The sequence below is a fragment of the Actinorhabdospora filicis genome (assembly GCF_030269765.1).
GTDB classification, from domain to species: Bacteria; Actinomycetota; Actinomycetes; order Mycobacteriales; family Micromonosporaceae; genus Actinorhabdospora; species Actinorhabdospora filicis.
Genome location: NZ_BSTX01000002.1, coordinates 467,802 through 484,328, shown reverse-complemented (window position 1 = coordinate 484,328; position 16,527 = coordinate 467,802). Strand labels below are relative to the sequence as shown.

General features: G+C 70.7%; 13 protein-coding genes. 7 read left to right on the top strand and 6 right to left on the bottom strand.

The annotated features are described in order from the left end of the window. The first annotated feature begins 9 nt into the window (after window positions 1–9). The gene (locus tag QSK10_RS15045; RefSeq protein WP_285663422.1) at window positions 10–7,197 is read left to right on the top strand and encodes an amino acid adenylation domain-containing protein; all 7,188 of its coding nucleotides are present in this window, start codon (window positions 10–12) and stop codon (window positions 7,195–7,197) included. Here the strand turns inward: QSK10_RS15045 and QSK10_RS15040 are convergent. Further along, window positions 7,185–8,615, bottom strand: a complete 1,431-nt coding sequence (locus QSK10_RS15040) for an MFS transporter (protein ID WP_285663421.1) — start codon at window positions 8,613–8,615, stop codon at window positions 7,185–7,187. The two genes, QSK10_RS15045 and QSK10_RS15040, sit on opposite strands and share 13 nt — an antisense overlap. 229 nt (window positions 8,616–8,844) lie before the next feature. On the opposite strand from QSK10_RS15040, the gene QSK10_RS15035 reads away from it, so the two are divergent. Beyond that, a complete protein-coding gene (locus QSK10_RS15035; RefSeq protein ID WP_285663420.1) occupies window positions 8,845–9,366 on the top strand; it encodes a SitI3 family protein in 522 nt (173 codons plus the stop codon). 36 nt (window positions 9,367–9,402) lie between these two features. Here the strand turns inward: QSK10_RS15035 and QSK10_RS15030 are convergent, their stop codons facing one another. After that, window positions 9,403–9,960: an NUDIX hydrolase gene (locus QSK10_RS15030; RefSeq protein WP_285663419.1), complete on the bottom strand. Its 558-nt coding sequence runs from the start codon at window positions 9,958–9,960 to the stop codon at window positions 9,403–9,405. 128 nt (window positions 9,961–10,088) lie between these two features. On the opposite strand from QSK10_RS15030, the gene QSK10_RS15025 reads away from it, so the two are divergent. From QSK10_RS15025 to QSK10_RS15015, 3 genes are all read left to right on the top strand, one after another. Further along, window positions 10,089–10,580 (top strand): hypothetical protein, encoded by a 492-nt coding sequence (locus QSK10_RS15025; RefSeq protein ID WP_285663418.1) that lies wholly within the window; start codon window positions 10,089–10,091, stop codon window positions 10,578–10,580. 75 nt (window positions 10,581–10,655) lie between these two features. Continuing rightward, window positions 10,656–11,471: an HAD family hydrolase gene (locus QSK10_RS15020; protein ID WP_285663417.1), complete on the top strand. Its 816-nt coding sequence runs from the start codon at window positions 10,656–10,658 to the stop codon at window positions 11,469–11,471. A 500-nt stretch (window positions 11,472–11,971) separates the two neighbouring features. Then, window positions 11,972–12,547 (top strand): HD domain-containing protein, encoded by a 576-nt coding sequence (locus QSK10_RS15015; RefSeq protein ID WP_285663416.1) that lies wholly within the window; start codon window positions 11,972–11,974, stop codon window positions 12,545–12,547. Window positions 12,548–12,844: 297 nt separating this feature from the next. Here QSK10_RS15015 and QSK10_RS15010 read toward each other — a convergent pair whose 3' ends face one another. The 4 genes from QSK10_RS15010 to QSK10_RS14995 all read right to left on the bottom strand — a co-directional run bounded on the left by QSK10_RS15010 (window position 12,845) and on the right by QSK10_RS14995 (window position 15,191). Continuing rightward, on the bottom strand, window positions 12,845–13,288 hold the full coding sequence (locus QSK10_RS15010; RefSeq protein WP_285663415.1) for a VOC family protein: 444 nt from the start codon (window positions 13,286–13,288) through the stop codon (window positions 12,845–12,847). 271 nt (window positions 13,289–13,559) lie between these two features. Beyond that, the gene (locus tag QSK10_RS15005) at window positions 13,560–13,841 is read right to left on the bottom strand and encodes a hypothetical protein (RefSeq protein WP_285663414.1); all 282 of its coding nucleotides are present in this window, start codon (window positions 13,839–13,841) and stop codon (window positions 13,560–13,562) included. Beyond that, on the bottom strand, window positions 13,828–14,616 hold the full coding sequence (locus tag QSK10_RS15000) for a DddA-like double-stranded DNA deaminase toxin (RefSeq protein WP_285663413.1): 789 nt from the start codon (window positions 14,614–14,616) through the stop codon (window positions 13,828–13,830). Before QSK10_RS15000 ends, QSK10_RS15005 begins: the two co-directional genes overlap by 14 nt. Window positions 14,617–15,005: 389 nt before the next feature. Then, window positions 15,006–15,191: a hypothetical protein gene (locus QSK10_RS14995; protein WP_285663412.1), complete on the bottom strand. Its 186-nt coding sequence runs from the start codon at window positions 15,189–15,191 to the stop codon at window positions 15,006–15,008. A 282-nt stretch (window positions 15,192–15,473) separates the two neighbouring features. Between QSK10_RS14995 and QSK10_RS14990 the strand changes: the two genes are divergently transcribed. Further along, on the top strand, window positions 15,474–16,340 hold the full coding sequence (locus QSK10_RS14990) for a helix-turn-helix domain-containing protein (protein ID WP_285663411.1): 867 nt from the start codon (window positions 15,474–15,476) through the stop codon (window positions 16,338–16,340). After that, a complete protein-coding gene (locus tag QSK10_RS14985; RefSeq protein ID WP_285663410.1) occupies window positions 16,306–16,485 on the top strand; it encodes a DUF397 domain-containing protein in 180 nt (59 codons plus the stop codon). The genes QSK10_RS14990 and QSK10_RS14985 overlap by 35 nt, the downstream gene beginning before the upstream one ends. Window positions 16,486–16,527: the final 42 nt, after the last annotated feature.

Below are 16,527 nucleotides of genomic sequence, written 5' to 3'. Positions count from 1 at the left end.
GGAGGAATCATGACCGACGACCTCTCCGCGCGCCTGGCCGCCCTCGCGCCCGAGCACCGGGCGGCGCTGCTGCGCCGGGTCGGCGCGCGCCTGGCCGCCCGCCAGTCCGACGGCGCCCAGATCCCCCGCCGCCCCGACCCCACCGCGCCCGTGCCCGCCTCGGCCCTCCAAGGGCAACTGTGGTTCCTGGACAAGCTCGCCCCCGGCCAGACCTCCTATAACGTCCCATCCGTCTTCCGCCTGACCGGTCCCCTGGACGTCGGCGCGCTGCGGCGGGCGCTGACCGCGCTCGCCGGGCGCCACGAGACCCTGCGCACCACCTTCACCGAGCGGGACGGCTCGCCCTACCAGGTGATCGCGGCCGCCGAGGCCTTCCCCGTCCCCCTCTCGGTGACCGATTTGTCCGACATGGACGGTGACCGGGAGGCCGAGGCCCGCAAACTCGTCGACGAGGAGGTCCGGCGGCCCTTCGACCTGGCACAGGGACCGCTGTTCCGGGCGCTGCTGGTGGTCGTCTCCCCCGGCGAGCACCTGCTGGCCATGACCATGCACCACATCGTCTCCGACGGCTGGTCGCAGGCGGTGCTCACCTCCGAGCTCGGCGAGCTCTACAGCGCGCAGCGCGCCGGGCGCGCCCCCGCCCTGCCCGAGCTGGCCGTCCAGTACGCCGACTACGCCCTCTGGCAGCGCGGGCAGTGGCGCGAGGACGTCTTCGAGGAGCAGCTGTCCTACTGGGCGTCGCGCCTCAAGGAGGTCCCGGCCACCGAGCTGCCCGCCGACCGGCCGCGCCCGGCGACGCTGACCTACCGCAGCGACACCGCCGTGCTGAACCTGGACGCGGCACTGCTGGACGGGCTGCGCTCGCTGTCGGCCGACCATGACGCGACCCTGTTCATGACCCTCATGGCCGCCTATCACGTGCTGCTGGCCCGCTACACCGGCGGCGACGAGATCGTCGTGGGCACCACCACCGCCGGGCGCTCCCCGAAGGAGCTGGAGCCGCTCATCGGCTACTTCGTGAACATGGTCGTGCTGCGCACCGACGTCACCGGCGACCCGACCTTCGCCGAGCTGCTGTCCCGGGTGCGCCGCAGCGTCCTGGACGCCTGGAAGCACCAGGACGTGCCCTTCGAGAAGGTCGTCGAGCGCCTCGCGCCTCGCCGCGATCCCGCCCGCAATCCGCTGTTCCAGCTGGGTCTCCAGCTGCTGGGCAGCGCGACCAGCGGCACCGAGCCGGTCATGTCCGGGCTGGTCGCCGAGGCCCTGGACGTCAATGTCGGCGGGCATCCCTTCGACCTGTCCATCACCGGGCACGAGGGGCCGGGGTCGCTGCGGCTCATCGCCGAGTACTCCACCGACCTCTTCGACGCGCCCCGCATGGAGCGGCTGCTGGGGCACCTGGCCGAGATCCTGCGGCAGGTCGCCGCCGACCCCGCTATCCGCCTCTCCGCCCTCGACCTGCTCTCCGATGTGGAGCGCGAGCGGATCCTGGCCGAGTGGCAGGGGCCGCCGGCCGAGCGCGACGGCGAGCCCGTCCACGTCCGCATCGGCCGCATCGGCGTGGAGCAACCGGATCTGGTGGCCTGCCGGGCGATGGTCGACGGCGAGTGGCGCGAGCTGACCTACGGCGAGCTGCACCGGCGCGTGGAGCTACTCGCCCGCCGTCTGCGGTCGCTGGGGGTGGGCCGCGAGGACATCGTGGCGGTGCTGATGGAGCGCGGCTTCGACGTCGCGGTGTCCATGGTGGCCGCCCAGCGCGCGGGCGGCGCCTTCGTCGTCCTCGACCCCGGGCACCCCACGCGGCGCCTGGAGTTCATCCTCGCCGACACCGCCGCCAAGGTCGTGCTGACCCGCTCCACCCTCGCCGACCGGCTGCCCGAGCCCGACGGGTGGACGGCGATCCCGCTGGACACCGGCTGGGCCGAGATCGAGGCGGGCGAGGACCTGTCGGTCCCGCTGCCCGAGCTCGCCGACGGCGACTCCCTCGCCTACGTCCTCTACACCTCCGGCTCGACCGGCAAGCCCAAGGGCGTCATGGTCGAGCACCACGCCCTCAACACCTTCCTGCTGTGGATGGGCGACGCCCTCTACGGTCTGGGACCGGGTGTGCGGGTGCTGCAGCACATGGCGCTGATCTTCGACTTCGCCGAGGGCGAGATGTACGCGACCCTGACCCGGGGCGCCACCCTCGTCTTCGCCCCCGAGGAGGCGCGCACCGACCCCGAGGCGCTCGGTGAGCTGCTGGCCTCCCAGCGCATCAACTACTTCGACGGGCCACCGGCGATCCTGGGCCGCGTCCCGATGGCGGCCTACCCGGACCTGCGCGGCCTGATCGCCGGTGGCGAGGCGGTCACCGGTGAGCTCATCAACCGGTGGAACACCCCCGGACGCCGCTTCATCAACGGCTACGGCCCCACCGAGGCCGCCGTGGGCTGCGTGTTCTACGAGTGCGAGCACCGGCCGTGGACGGGGCAGCCGCCGATCGGGCGGGCCATGCCCGGCCGCGTGGCTTACGTCCTGGACCGCTACGACCGGCCCCTGCCCATCGGCGTGCCCGGCGAGGTCGTCGTCGGCGCCCACGGCCTGGCCCGCGGCTACCTCAACCGCCCGGAGCTGACCGCGGAGAAGTTCATCGACGACCCGCTGCGGCCCGGCGAGAACATGTACCGCACCGGGGACCTGGGCATGTGGACCGAGGAGGGCCAGATCCAGTTCCTCGGGCGCATCGACACCCAGGTCAAACTGCACGGCCTGCGCATCGAGCTGGAGGAGATCGAGTCGGCGCTGGTCGCCCACCCCCGCGTCGCCGAGGCCGCCGTCGCGCTGCGCGAGGACGCCCCCGGCGACAAGCGCCTGGTCGCCTACATCGTCGCCATCGCCGGTGAGACCGCGCCGGACATGGGCGAGCTGCGCCCGCACCTGCTGGCCGAGCTGCCGCCCTACATGGTCCCGGCCGTCGCGGTGCCCATGGACCGCCTGCCGCTGGCGCCCTCGGGGAAGGTCGACCGGGCCGGGCTGCCGTCCCCGGAGGGCTCCGGCATCGTCGCGCCGGAGGCGATCGCGCCGCGCACCCCGCAGGAGGAGCGGGTCGCGGCGATCTTCGCCGAGATCCTCGGCCTGGACGCCGTCGGCGCCGAGGGCTCCTTCTTCGAGCTCGGCGGCAACTCCCTCCAAGCCGCCCGCGTCCTGTCGCGCATCGGCGAGCTGACCGGCGTCACGGTGACCATGCGCGAGTTCTACCTCGCTCCCCTGGTCAGTGAGCTCGCCGCGCGCGTCGCCGCGGCCGAGCCCGCCCCGGCCGCGCCTGTGACCGGTCAGCCGGACCTGCGGGCCGAGATCGCCGCGCTGGAGGCACGGCTGGCCGAGGCCCGCGCGCAACTGGCGGCATCGGCCAGGCCGAGGCTGTCGATGGCCCAGGAGCAGCTCTGGTTCCTCGAACAGCTCGCGCCCGGGCACGCCACGTACAACATCCAGGTGCCGCTGCGGCTGACCGGGCCGCTGAACGTGCCCGCCCTGCACACCGCGCTCACCGCCGTCCTGGACCGCCACGAGGCCCTGCGCACCCGCTTCGAGGCCGAGGACGGGTATCCGTACCCGGTCATCGAGGCGCCCCGGCAGCTGCCGCTGCCCGTCGACGACCTCTCCGGCCTCGACGACCGTGAGGAGGAACTGGCCCGGGCCCTGGCCGCCGAGGCCGCGCTCCCCTTCGACCTGAGCGCCGACCTGATGATCCGCGCCCGCCTGTACCGCCTCGACGAGACCGAGCACGTGCTGAGTGTGAACATGCACCACATCTGCTCCGACGGCTGGTCGACCGGGGTCTTCGCCGCCGACCTGGCCACCGCCTACGACCACGCCCGCCACGGCCGCGAGCCGTCGCTGCCCACGCCACCGGTCACCTACGCCGAGTTCGCCGAGGGACAGCGCCGCCGCTTCGAGGCCGGGGACTTCGCCCCGCACCTGGACTACTGGTCCCGGCAACTCCACGGACTGCCCACGGTGGACCTGCCCGCCGACCGGCCGCGACCGGCCGAGCCCAGCTACCGGGGCGCGCTGCTGGTCCACCGGATGCCCGCGGGCGTCCGCGAAGGGCTGCGCCGCATCGCCCGCGAGGCACAGGCCAGCCCCTATGCCGCTCTACTGGCCGGGTTCGCCGCCCTCCTCGCCCGCCACACCGGCGCCGAGGACCTGCCCATCGGCACCGCCGACGCCGGTCGCGCCCGCAGCGACCTGGAGGGCGTCATCGGGTTCTTCGTCAACATGCTCGTCCTGCGCAACGACCTCACCGGCGACCCGACCTACCGGGAGCTGACCGGACGCACGATGGGCGTACTCCTCGACGCCCTCGACCACCGCGAGGCACCCTTCGAGAAGCTCGTAGAAAGCCTCCAACTGACCCGCGATCCCAGCCGCAACCCGCTGTTCACCGTCTCCATCGACCTGCTCGACGGGTCCCTCATCGACATCCCCATGCCCGGCCTGGCCGCCGAGTTCATCGACGTCGACCCGGGCGTCTCCCGCTTCGACATGGCCATCAACGTCTACGACGCCGAGGACGGCCTGACCTTCCGCGTGGAGTACTCCACCGACCTCTTCGACCACGACCGCGTCGAGCGGATGTTCCGGCAGCTGGAGGTCCTGCTCACCGCCGCCGTCGCCGAACCCGAGCTGCGGCTGTCGCAGCTGCCGCTCATGACCGACTCCGAGCGGGCGGCGCTGGAGGAGGCGGCCACCGGGCCGGTCGTGGACGTCCCGGCACGCACCCTGCCGTCCCTGGTCGACGAGTGGGCCGAGCGCACACCCCACGCCATCGCCGTCATCGACGGCGACACGGCGATCACCTATGCCGACCTGGCCGCCCGCAGCAGGCGAGCGGCCGCGCGACTGCACGCCGAGGGCATCGGCGCCGGCGCGATCGTGGCCACGTGCCTGCCGCGCGGCACCGACCACGTCATCGCCGCCCTGGCGGTGCTGCGCACCGGCGCCGCCAGCGCGCCCCTCGACCCCGCGCACCCGGCCAAACGCCGCGAGTTCCAGCTCGCCGACATGGGCGCCGCCCTGCTCATCGACGCGCCCCTGTCCACCGGGGACGGCCCGGAGTGCACCGACCTGGCGGTACCCGACGCGCCCGCCTTCGTCATCTACACCTCCGGCTCCACCGGCGAGCCCAAGGGCATGACCCTCACCCACCACCAGATCGGCAACATCCTGGCCTGGCTGGCCGACACCACGTCCCCGGAGCCCGGAGACCGGTTCCTGCACTGCTGCAACCCGATCTTCGACGTGTCCCTCGGCGAGATCTTCGGCGCCCTCACCACCGGCGCCACCCTCGTCATCGCCCCACCCGCGGACCTCGGCGAGCTCGGCGCGCTCGTCACGGCCGAGCGCGTCACCCACATCCTGACCACGCCGACGCTGCTGTCGCTGATCCCGCCCGGCGAGCACCCGAGCCTGCGCTACGTCATCACCGCCGGTGAGCCCTGCCGCCCGGAGCAGGTGCGCGACTGGAACATCCGGCCACGGGTCTTCATCAACGCCTACGGTCCGGCCGAGACCACGATCCTGGCCACCTCGTTCACGATCCCCGAGGGCTCACAGGGCCGCCCGCCGATCGGGCGCCCGCTGCCGAACACCACCGCCCACCCGGTCGACCGCTGGGGAGCGCCGACACCGGTCGGGGTGCCCGGCGAGCTGCACCTGGGCGGGCTCGGCGTCACCGGGGGCTACCTCAACCGGCCCGAGCTGAGCGCCGAGCGCTTCACCGACGGCCGCTACCGCACCGGTGACCTGGCGGTCTGGACGACAGACCACCAGCTGGCCTTCCTCGGACGCAACGACGCCCAGGTCAAGATCCGGGGCCTGCGCGTCGAGCCCGGCGAGATCGAGCACGCGCTCATCGCCCACCCCGGGGTGAGCGCGGCGGCGGTCGCGCCGTACGCCGAGGGGACGGCCCTGGCCGGCTACATCGTCGCCACCGACCCGCAGGCGCCACCCGGGGCCGAGGAGCTGCGGGCGCACCTGCTGGAGCGGCTGCCGTCCTACATGGTCCCCGGCACCTGGGTGTACCTGGACGCGCTGCCCCGCTCCGCCAGCGGCAAACTCGCCCGCAAGAGCCTCCCAGCACCCGAGCGGGCGACCGTGTCCGGCCCCGCCCCCGAGGGCGCGCTGGAACGCGAGATCGCCGCGGTCTTCGCCGAACTGCTGGGGACCTCGGCGGTCAGCGCCGAGGGGAACTTCTTCACCCTCGGCGGCACCTCGCTCCAGGCCATCCAGGCCGCCACCCGCCTCACCGCCGCCCTGTCGGTGCCGGTGTCCATCCGCGACGTGTACAACGCCCAGACCGTGGCCGCGCTGGCGGAGGCCCTGTCCGGGCGGCCACGCGGCGCCGCCTTCGACAGCGCCATCGTCGAACTGCGCGGCGGACCCGACGATCTCAGCCCACTGTGGTGCATGCACGCGGTGTCCGGCTCGCCCTACTCCTACCACCCGCTCAGCCGCCTGCTCCCCGAGCGCAGGGTCTACGGAATGGAGGCACCCGGCCTGGAGGGCGACCGGCCACCGGTCTCCGACCTGCGGGAACTGGCCGCCGGATACGCCGCGGCGATCCGCGCCCGCCAGCCCCACGGGCCCTACCTGCTGGCCGGCTGGTCCATGGGCGGCTTCCTCGCCTTCGAGGCGGCCCGGCTGCTGCGGGCCGAGGGCGCGAACGTCGGCCTGGTCGCCATGCTCGACTCGGCCGGTCCCGGGCCCTACCCGCGTCCCGGCGACGACGACGTCCTGTCCACCTTCGCCGAGGACCTCGCCGCGCTGGCCGGGCGGCCCGTCCCCGACCTGTCGGCGGTCCTCACGGTGAGCGGTGAACAGGCGCGGCTCAGCGCCCTGCGCACGGCCATGGTCGAGGCGGGCGTCCTGCCCGCCGACGTCAGCGCCGCCTTCACCGAGGGCCGCTACGGGGTCTTCCGCGCCAACATGCTGGCGATGTACGCCTACCGTCCCGCGCCCTGCGACGCGCCCGTGGTGCACGTCCAGGCCGCCGACGAGGAGCAGCGCCGCGGCTGGGAGCCCTACGCGACCGGCGGACTGCGCAAGATCACCGTCGAGGGCGACCACTACACGATGTGGGCGCCGGAGCACATCGGCGAGCTCGCCGGGCACCTGGCCCGGCTGCTCGCCGAAGCGGACGGTCAGGCCTCCTGAGCCACCCGCGCCGCGCGGGCCGAGACGTACCAGGTCCGCGCGGCGCACCCGGCTCCGGCGAGCAGCAGCACACCGACGAGCCCGAGTGCCGCGCCGACGCCCTGCGCCGAGCGCGACACGTCGTCCTCGGCGAACGCGAGGTAGATGGACCCGGCCCCGGCGACACTGAGGACGGAGAACAGCAGCGTCCCGGTGGACACCAGCGCCGAGATCGCCGAGGCGTGCGTCGGCCCGACGGTTTCGGCCATCTGTGCGACGAGGGTGCTGAACCCGGCGGCCATGCCCGCCCCGGCCAGGGCCAGCAGCAGGATCGCCGGGACGAGCGGCCAGCCCGCCCGCGCGGTCAGCGCCAGTCCCCCGGCGGCACCGGCATAGCAGATCATGCCCACCACCGGCAGGACCCGGTGGAAGCTCTTGGGCAGCTTCGTCCAGGTGAGGCTGACCGAGGCGAACCCGACGGGCATCGGCACGAACATCAGCCCGGCCTGGATCGGCGTGTAGTGCAGCGCGGTCTGCAGGTGCAGGGTCAGCGTGAACAGGATCGCCGCGAAGGCGAAGTTGAGCAGGCAGCACGCGAGCAGCCCCGGCCGCACCCCCGGTGGCCGCACGGCGTCCAAATCGAGCAACGGGCGTCCCTTGCGGGCGATCAACCGCTTCTCGAAGAGCACGAACGCGACGAACCCCGCGAGACTCGTGGCCAGCAGCGCCCACGTCCACGCCGGCCAGCCCGCGCCGCGCCCAAAGACCAGCGGCGTGACCAGCGCGATCATCGTCACCGCCAGCACCACGACACCGACCAGGTCCAGCCGCTGCGGCCCCTTGTTCTCACCCTTCGGCAGGATCGGCCTCGCCGCGAAGAACAGCACGATCCCGATGGGCACGTTGATCAGGAACGCGACGCGCCAGCTCTGCCCGAACAGATCGGCCCCCACGACCAGGCCCCCCAGGATCTGCCCGGCGGCGACCCCCAGCGCCAGCACCATCGAGTAGTACCCGATGGCGCGCGAGCGGGTGTCCCCGGTGAACAGCAACTGGATCGAGGAGAGCACCTGCGGCACCATCATCGCCCCGAAAACACCCTGCAGGAGCCTCGCCGCGATGAGAATCGGTGCCGTTGGCGCGACACCGCACAGGAGTGACGCGATGGTGAACCCGGCCAGGCCGATGAGGAACATCTTCCGCTGCCCGTGATCGTCCCCAAGGCGCGCGCCCGTCACGACCAGTACCGCGAAGGCGAGGGTGTATCCCGAAAGGATCAGCTGAATGGAGGCGCCCGAGGCATTCAGGTCGTCCCGGATGGTCTTGGTGGCGACGGCGACAATGGAGTTGTCCATGACCGCCATCGCCTGCGCCACCAGCAGGATCACCAGCGCCGTCCACGCCCTGCGCACCGGCACCGGCGGCTTCTCGACGCTCACCCCGCCACCATCGCCCGGCTTCGCCGCCTCACCCGTCCCACCGGTCGCTTCGGCCTTATCAGTCACGCCATTCCCCCAGGGATTCGCGATTCGGACCCGTGCGTAGCGCAATCACCGTAGCAGTGGGAAACCGGGCACGGTAGATGGCGTAACAACCGTTTCACCATGTGGTGAAACAGTTCTTTGGGGTGCACAGTGAATGAATAATGATGAGCAGGAGGCACCTTCCATGGCCATCGAGTACGTGCTCGAAACCATCGACGACATCCCGCTGCGGGAAACGCTCCGATACCTCGCGGCCCACATGGGCGCCGACGTCCGCGAGGACGGCTTCGCCACCCGCGAGGGGCTGCACATCATGGCCGCCGTCATGCCCGCCGACGACATCGCGACCACCGAGCTGCTCCTCGGGTACCGCGACGTGGTCTCCACGACGTTCCGGCTCCTCAACAACACACACCCGGCCGTCGAACGGCGAAACCTCACCACCGTCCTGACCGCGGTCGTGAGCTTCCTCGACGAGACACCGGCGATGCGTGGCGTCTTCACACACGAGGGCGAGCGGATCCTCCTCCAGCGCATCACCCCCGAGCCGGTCATCTTCGACCGCGACTGGCGGCGGTACACACTGGACGTAGCGCAGACCGACCTCGACGCGATCGAATCCGGTCACCGATCCGGGAGGCTGCTGCAGCCAGCGCTCTCCGACGCGGATCTACGGGAGCTGAAGGCGCATCGTGGGAACACCTGACCGTCACCGCCTCGGCGATCGGTCTCCGAGGGCCCTCTACCTCCCGAGGCGCTGCGCGTGCAGGAGCAGCAGCCCGGCGACGGCGTTCGCGCTCCTGATCTCGCCATCGGCACACAACTCCGGGACGCGCTCCAGCGGCACCCATTCCCGCCGCGAGGACTCGAAGTCGTCCTCGGGATGCCCGACGTACTCGGCGCCATCGGCCCAGTAGACGACGTGGATCGCGTCGGTGAGGCCGTTGCCGGGCTCCACGGTGATCAAGTGGTGCAGCGGCCCGGGCCGATATCCCGTCTCTTCGAGGCACTCCCGTGCGGCAGCCTCCTCGATCGTCTCGCCCGCGTCGACGATCCCGGCGGCCAGCTCATAGCCCCACGTATCGGTGATGAACCGATGCCGCCACAGCAGCAGGACCTCGCCACGGTCATTGACGGGCACGCACAACGCGACCGGCGGCAGCCGCATCAAGTAGTGGTCGAGGTGGCGCCCATCGGGGAGCTCCACGTCGGCGAGCCGGATCTCGAACCACTTCGTCGTGAACTCCGGCCGCTCGCCGAGGTTCTTCCACACCATGCGCTCGTCGCCGTCCTGCAGCACGCCGCCTCCCGACTCGGGTCGCCGTCCCGGATCCTCCCACGGCACACGAACACGCCGACAACCCCGAACCTGGAAAAGACCGCGGAGGTGTACGAACATCACAAGGACTACCGTCGCGAGGGAGCAGGATGAGCCACGAGGTCCATTTCGACAGCCGCACCTCCGCACGAGCGGTCCAGGAAGTCCTCTGCGCACGCCACGGCATCGATCCCGCCCTCTTCTACGTCGGCGACCTCGCCGACTACACCGGCCCGCGCCTCATCGCCTACACCACCCCGGCACCGGCGGGCGACCCCTACTTCGCGTGCCTCTTGGGCGGCGGACCGGAATTCGCCGCGGCGATCGGTGGCATCACCGAACTCCAGCTCGCCACCCAGGTGTGCGAGGAGCTGGGCACGCGGGCCATCGTCGACGATGGAGGCGAGGCCTACTCCGTCTGGACCCTGGTCACCGCCGATGGCCTGCACGGGCGCGTGGTCGTCGACGTCGACCGCCTCGCCGACGGGGATTTCGCCATCCTCCACGCCTACCAGCCCATCTCCAGCGAACCGGGCATCCCCGTGGTCGAACCGCCCGCGTGGCAGAGCGGCTGGTACCCCAACGGCGACATCCCCACCTGAACAGCGACCCATCGCGAAGCAGCCGCAAGATCCACTGCGCGGTGCCCCTCCGCGCATGGTCTCTAAGATCAACTGATGCCCACGCCCGTTCGCCCGCACCTCGCCGCCGTGCTCGCCCGCACGAGCCACGTCCTCATCGGCTTCGACTCCATCGCCACCGCCGTCCGCACCGAAGGAACCGGCACCCGGCTCTACGACCTCATGTTCGAGCGCGGTGAACGCTTCTCGCCCGTCGCGTGGATGCTCGCCAGCGACGACGACTGGTACGCGATCGCCGTCCAGCGCGACCACGGCCGCGACGCCTTCGCCATGTACGCCGAGGCCGAGCGCGAAGCGACGTCCACGGCCACACCGAAGCCGCACGTCCCGGAGTTCCTGGCCGCCTGCCGCGAGTCGGGACGGGCCGTGCTCGTCGCGGGAAACCACGACCAGCAGGTGGTGCGCGCCTTCCTCAAGCGACACGGCCTCGCCCGCCTCGTCGACCACATCCTGTGCCGCCAGGCCCTGTTGCCGCCCACCGTCACCGACCTCGCCCCCAGCGCCGGATGCCTGCCGGGGAACCTCACGGCCATCGCCGACTCCACCTACTCTCTGTGGCAGGCGGACATGGCCGACATGCAGCGCATCGGCATCGAGGGCGGCATCGACAGCCGCAAGCACCTCGCCGGCATCGGCGAGCTCTATCTGACCAACACCGGCAACACCAGGGGCGACGCGGTCAGCCAGAGATGGCCGGTGGCCCGCCGAGGCCTGGCGTTCGGCCGCCTCGACCGCGACCCCGCCCGCCCGGAGCGGCCCGCGCCGGTCGTCCGCGACCTCGGCCGGCTCGCCGAGGCGATACTCGCCGTCCCGCCGGAGACGCCCGGCCGCCGCAAGCGCTGGTGGCGCTAGCCCTCATCGCTGCGGAGGCTCTGCCGCTGGCTCTCAGTCTTGATCAGCCGCCGGGGTTGGCTGCGGCAAGGCGCAGTGCAGTGGACACCGCCTCTTCGGCGGTCGCGGCCTGTCGTCCGGCGCGTCACGATGACCGGGAGCGCGCGGTGAGCACCGTCCTCGGCACCTTCCTCCACGGGCGGCTCGGCATCGAAATCGAGGTCCGTGGCGAGCCCGGCGCCCATGCCCGTGTCGTCGAGCTGCGCCTGGTCGACACCGGCGCCGTCCTCGGGCGCGTCGGGATCTGCGGCGCACCGATGACCTCGCCGAGGCCGTCGCTACACGCGTTCCTCCACCCAGTTCCCCGGGGAAACCGGACGCCGTGGACACCGCGGCCGAGGAGGCGGGCCGCTGATGGCGCAGCGGCCCGCGCCGCTCCTGGACGGCGACCATGTGCCGGATGAGTCCCGCATCGCACTAGGCTCTCTGGCCAAGATCGACCCTTGTGGATTGGAGCGGGCATGACCAACGCCGGAATCGCCGGGTACCTCCTCGAAGCCGGACTCCTCAAACGCGCACGCCGATCCGGCTGGTTCATCGCCGGCGTCCGCGACCCCGAAACCATCGCCGACCACAGCTGGCGCGCCGCCCTCACCGGCATGATCATCGCCGGCCTCGAAGGCGCCGACCCCGCCCGCACCGCCATGCTCTGCGTCCTGCACGACACCCCCGAGACCCGCATCGGCGACATCCCCAAGGTCGGCCACCACTACCTCAACGCCGCCACCCCCAAGACCGTCGTCGCCGACCAGACCGCCGACATCCCCGACCGCGTCGCAGACACCATCCGCGACGCGATCGATGAGTTCGAGGCGGGCGAGACCCGTGAGGCGATCTGCGCCAAGGACGCCGACAAGCTCGAATGCCTCATCCAAGCCGTCGAGTACCGCCACCAAGGCGTGACCACCATCCAGCGCTGGATCGACAACAGCCTCGCGGTACTGACCACCGACAGCGCACGCGACATCGCCGCGGAGATCCTCAAGGCCAACCCACTCGCCTGGGAACAGACCCGCAGCACGTCCGACGGCGAGTAGCGCGAACCGATCAGCACGACGAGAGCGGCCGAACGCCGTTTTTGCAGCTCAGGGCGAGTTATCGGGCAACCCCGCTGGCCTGATGACCGGCGGGGTTGGTGTCTTGTCTACTTTCAGCCCGGGGAAGCAGGTGGGGTGTCGGCCAAGGTGCGAGGGCATGCGCGCCAAGCTCAAACGCCTCGTCGCCCGCCAGATCCTCGTCGAGACCGAGCCTGGCCTGTTCACGATCAATGCGTCGGCCCCGCATCCGAAGTGGACATCAACCTCACGAACCGCCCCGCGGCCGCCGGCTTCGCGTCACACGACGCAGAACTCGTTGCCCTCCGGATCGGCCATCGTCACGCCATAGTGGCCATCCGTTTCGCCGTCATGCGTGGACAGCACAGTGGCGCCGAGCCGCACCAGCCGCTCCACCTCGGCGTCGACTCGCTGGCGGCGCACCGCCACCTCGACCGACCGGCCACCCCCCACCAGCACATCGAGATGCAGGCGGTTCTTGAGCGTCTTGCGCTCCGGCACGATCTGGAACCAGATGGTCGGCCCGGCACCGGCCGGATCGACGATCCGGTCGGCGCAGTCCCCGTCGCCGAGCTCCTCTGCGGGCACACCGACACTCAGGTAGAAATCCCGCCAGGTGGCATGCCCTTCGGGCGGATCCTGCGCCCGATAGCCCAGCGTGGCCGCCCAGAAGCTGACCAGCCGGTCAGGATCGGCGCAATCGATGGTGAGTTGAAATCCCATGCCGGGGATCCTGCCCCAAGGGTCCGACAGTTTCAGATCAGCGGGCGGAATGGACCTGTCGTGCCAGTAGGCTCACCTTCCGCGACTGCCGAGGTGGGGTCGATGAACGTCGAGACCGGGCCGGGCCTGTTCACACTCGCCCCAGCACAGCCGACCGCAAAGCCCTCCGAGCAGGACCTCAATCCCAGAGCCAAACCCTAAAAGGACATGGCATCACGGACCGCCCTCTCAGGGCTGGCGGGGGCTTTCGTGGTACCTGGCGAGTCCACTTTTAGGCCGACGCAGAGGTCGGAGGCGTAGTGAACGTGGCGTCCTGGTCGTCGTCGGGGGTGACTACGTGGGTGAGGGTGCGTTTCCAGACCAGCGCCTCACGGCCGTCCAGCCATCCGTGTGTCTGTTCGTAGCCGGGCGGGAAATCGAGGGTGAGCCGCCAACCCGGGGAGTCATCCGGCGGGGTGAGGCCGATACGCGCGGCGTAGTCGGCCGCTTCGCTCACGGACGCCTCTTGGAGGTAGTCCACGGCGTCGCGGTACTGGTCCCTAGTCAGACCCATCGGTGAGCCCCTTCCCGTTGCCGATGAAGATGGTAGGCCGACGACGGCTCTCCGTCGTGTAGATCGTGAGGCGGGTGCCCTTCGGCATCCCCTCCTCTGTGCGGTACACGCACCCGTTGGGAACGTAGTCGCACGGGTCGCGGTTGGTGTAGGCGACCACGTCGGTCAGGGAACGATCCTGCCGCATCATCGCCGTGATGTGGCCTTCAACGTGCATGGTCATGGTCTCCATGCGCGCCCATGGTTCGCGCAGCCCCGGGCCGCCCTTCCCGGAGCCTTCCCGCCCCGACCAAATCAGCTCATCACTGATCGGCTGACCGTCTGCCGTGTAGGCCCGTCCCACGGTCTTAGCCCGCTCCGCGTAGGGCTCGATCTCTGAATCCTTGTCCGCGTCCCATGCCGGGGCCGGTGGTCTAGAAGCCTTATCAGAGAAGGGATCGACTGACGGCGTGGCCGCAGCCGGCGGTTCCCCAGTGGACGGAGTATCAGTCCCCCTGGTGAGTGCCCCCTCCGCGCCTATCAGGGTCAGATACTCAGTCAGCCCGTCCCGTCCGGCGCCCCCGTGCGCCAGGGCCTCGGACAGGGCTTGCGCCACCTGGTCAAGACGGCCTAGCGAGCTGTCTATCCGGTCGTTGCCGGTGCCCTCAGTGGCGGAGGTCAGCTCCGTGTGAGCCTGGCCGTTCTTCTCGCTCGCCTGCCGCAGTAACCCGAATGCTTCGGTGAGGGTTTCCAGCCCGCGCCTCGCCTTTCCCATGAACTCCTCAAACGGCCCCACGGGCAGCCACCCTACGGCTCGTGTGCGACATCCTCCGGCCACAACGGGAAATGCTGGGCGGCCTGAGGGCACGGCCAGTGTTTCCAGCACACCACGCAGAACAGCCCCGACCAAGTGGGCCGATGAGGGTCGTCGTCGGGGATGGACTCACGTTCTGAATCACCCTGCCCCATGCCCGCTCTCCGTCGGCAAGACGGCCTCCGACCTCAGCACCGCGTACGGGTCAATCCCCAACCCCCTCAATAGCGCCTCGCTGTCCTCCCGCGAGGAACACGGCCAGCCCTCCCGACAGCCCGGCGTACTGCACACCATGTAGCCCGCAGAGCCCGGTAGCTTCGCGTGATCCAGCCACACCCCGTACAAGAGCGCCGCTTCCCCAAGCTCACCGCTCACGCCGACACCCCCGTAGGCATCACCGGGAGGCGCACGTCGGCCCGCACGTGCGCGCACGGCCACAGCTCACCGTCATTGGCGCACACATGCCGCCAGTGCCCGCCCTCCCCGACGAACCCCACCGGATCGTGCGGCTTGGCCTCTACCGGGCCGTAGGCGTCTCTGGCTGATGAACCTTCCATGGGTCCATCCCTCCGTCGTCGGCGATGGTGGGGCCGCCCCGCCCGTGGCCGGGGGAGGCAAGGACGGACAGGGCAGCCCCGTTCGGGTACCGGCCGGGAGGGAAAGCCCGGGATCACGGAGTGACGATGCCGGTACAACACGGGACGCTACGGACGGCGTCACCTCGGAACAACGGAGCAGTGAGCCCGACACGGTAGGGCAATGGGCTAGGGCTCATTGCCCTGGGAAACCGGGGCGCGAACGTCCCTCTACCTGGGACTCGGCTAGGGCATCATGTGCCGATGGCAGGACCTCTCCTCACCCGCAGGCAACTGGGGAAGCGGCTCCGGAAGCTGCGAGAGCACGCGGACATGAGCACCTACGACGTGGAGCGATCCAAGTGCATCAACTCCCGCCGTACCCTCGCTCGCATCGAGAACGGGCAAGTTACGTCGATGCCGTACACGGTGATCGGTGGCCTCGCCCGGCTGTACGGCGCCGACACGGCTCTAGCGTCCGAGCTTGAGCGCATGTATCGCGCCGCTGACGAACCTGGCTGGTACGAGGAGTACGGCCAGGCCGTTCGTGAAGGGTTCGCCACCTTCGCCGAGGCGGAGCAGACGGCCGACCGGATGTGCCTCTACGACCCCGGCGTGATCACCGGACTCTGCCAGATCGACGCGTACGCATCGGCGTTGTTCCTGCTGCACCCGCTCTACGACAAGACAGGCGTAGAACCCGCTCGCCGATTCAGGAAGCGACGGCAGCGTGACTACTGGGGCCGCGTCGAACGCGAGGGCGGTCCACAGACCACGATCATCTTGAGTGAAACGACCGTGCGTCGCCCTGTCGGCGGAGTGGAAGTACTCGCCGCGCAACTAGGGCGGCTACGAGAGCTTGCCCGGCTTCCCGGGGTGGACTTGCGCATCCTGCCTTTGTCCGTAGAGGACCACCCCGCCCCCGACGCCGGATCGTTCACGATCTTCGACTTCAACGACCCGCTAGACCCCGACATCGTGTACTTCGAGCACCTCGACGGCTGTCGATATGTCGAGACAATCGCCGCCGTTGCGGCGTATCGTGTGGTCTTTGACGCCCTGCACGATCATGCGATAGCCGTAGAGGAGTTTCTAGGTGGGCACTTCCCCGTGGCGCAAATCGAGCCGTAGCGGCGGGCAGAGCGGCCAGTGCGTAGAAGCTCGCACCCACGCGGGCCGCTACGAGGTCCGAGACAGCAAGCTCGCCGAGGGCTCGCCGATCTTGGCCATGTCGGCGGACGACTGGCGCGGCTTCCTGGCAACCGCCACCCGCTGACCCCAGCCCCCAAGCAACCGCCCCCGGCTTCGTGCCGGGGGC

What these genes read in the sequence shown, in the direction of transcription:
- QSK10_RS15045 (WP_285663422.1), top strand. Translation starts at nt 10, where the DNA reads ATGACCGACGACCTCTCCGCGCGCCTGGCCGCCCTCGCGCCCGAGCAC.
- QSK10_RS15025 (WP_285663418.1), top strand. Translation starts at nt 10,089, where the DNA reads ATGAGCCACGAGGTCCATTTCGACAGCCGCACCTCCGCACGAGCGGTC.
- QSK10_RS15005 (WP_285663414.1), bottom strand. Translation starts at nt 13,841, where the DNA reads ATGGGTCTGACTAGGGACCAGTACCGCGACGCCGTGGACTACCTCCAA.
- QSK10_RS15015 (WP_285663416.1), top strand. Translation starts at nt 11,972, where the DNA reads ATGACCAACGCCGGAATCGCCGGGTACCTCCTCGAAGCCGGACTCCTC.
- QSK10_RS14995 (WP_285663412.1), bottom strand. Translation starts at nt 15,191, where the DNA reads ATGGAAGGTTCATCAGCCAGAGACGCCTACGGCCCGGTAGAGGCCAAG.
- QSK10_RS15035 (WP_285663420.1), top strand. Translation starts at nt 8,845, where the DNA reads ATGGCCATCGAGTACGTGCTCGAAACCATCGACGACATCCCGCTGCGG.
- QSK10_RS14990 (WP_285663411.1), top strand. Translation starts at nt 15,474, where the DNA reads ATGGCAGGACCTCTCCTCACCCGCAGGCAACTGGGGAAGCGGCTCCGG.
- QSK10_RS15010 (WP_285663415.1), bottom strand. Translation starts at nt 13,288, where the DNA reads ATGGGATTTCAACTCACCATCGATTGCGCCGATCCTGACCGGCTGGTC.
- QSK10_RS15020 (WP_285663417.1), top strand. Translation starts at nt 10,656, where the DNA reads ATGCCCACGCCCGTTCGCCCGCACCTCGCCGCCGTGCTCGCCCGCACG.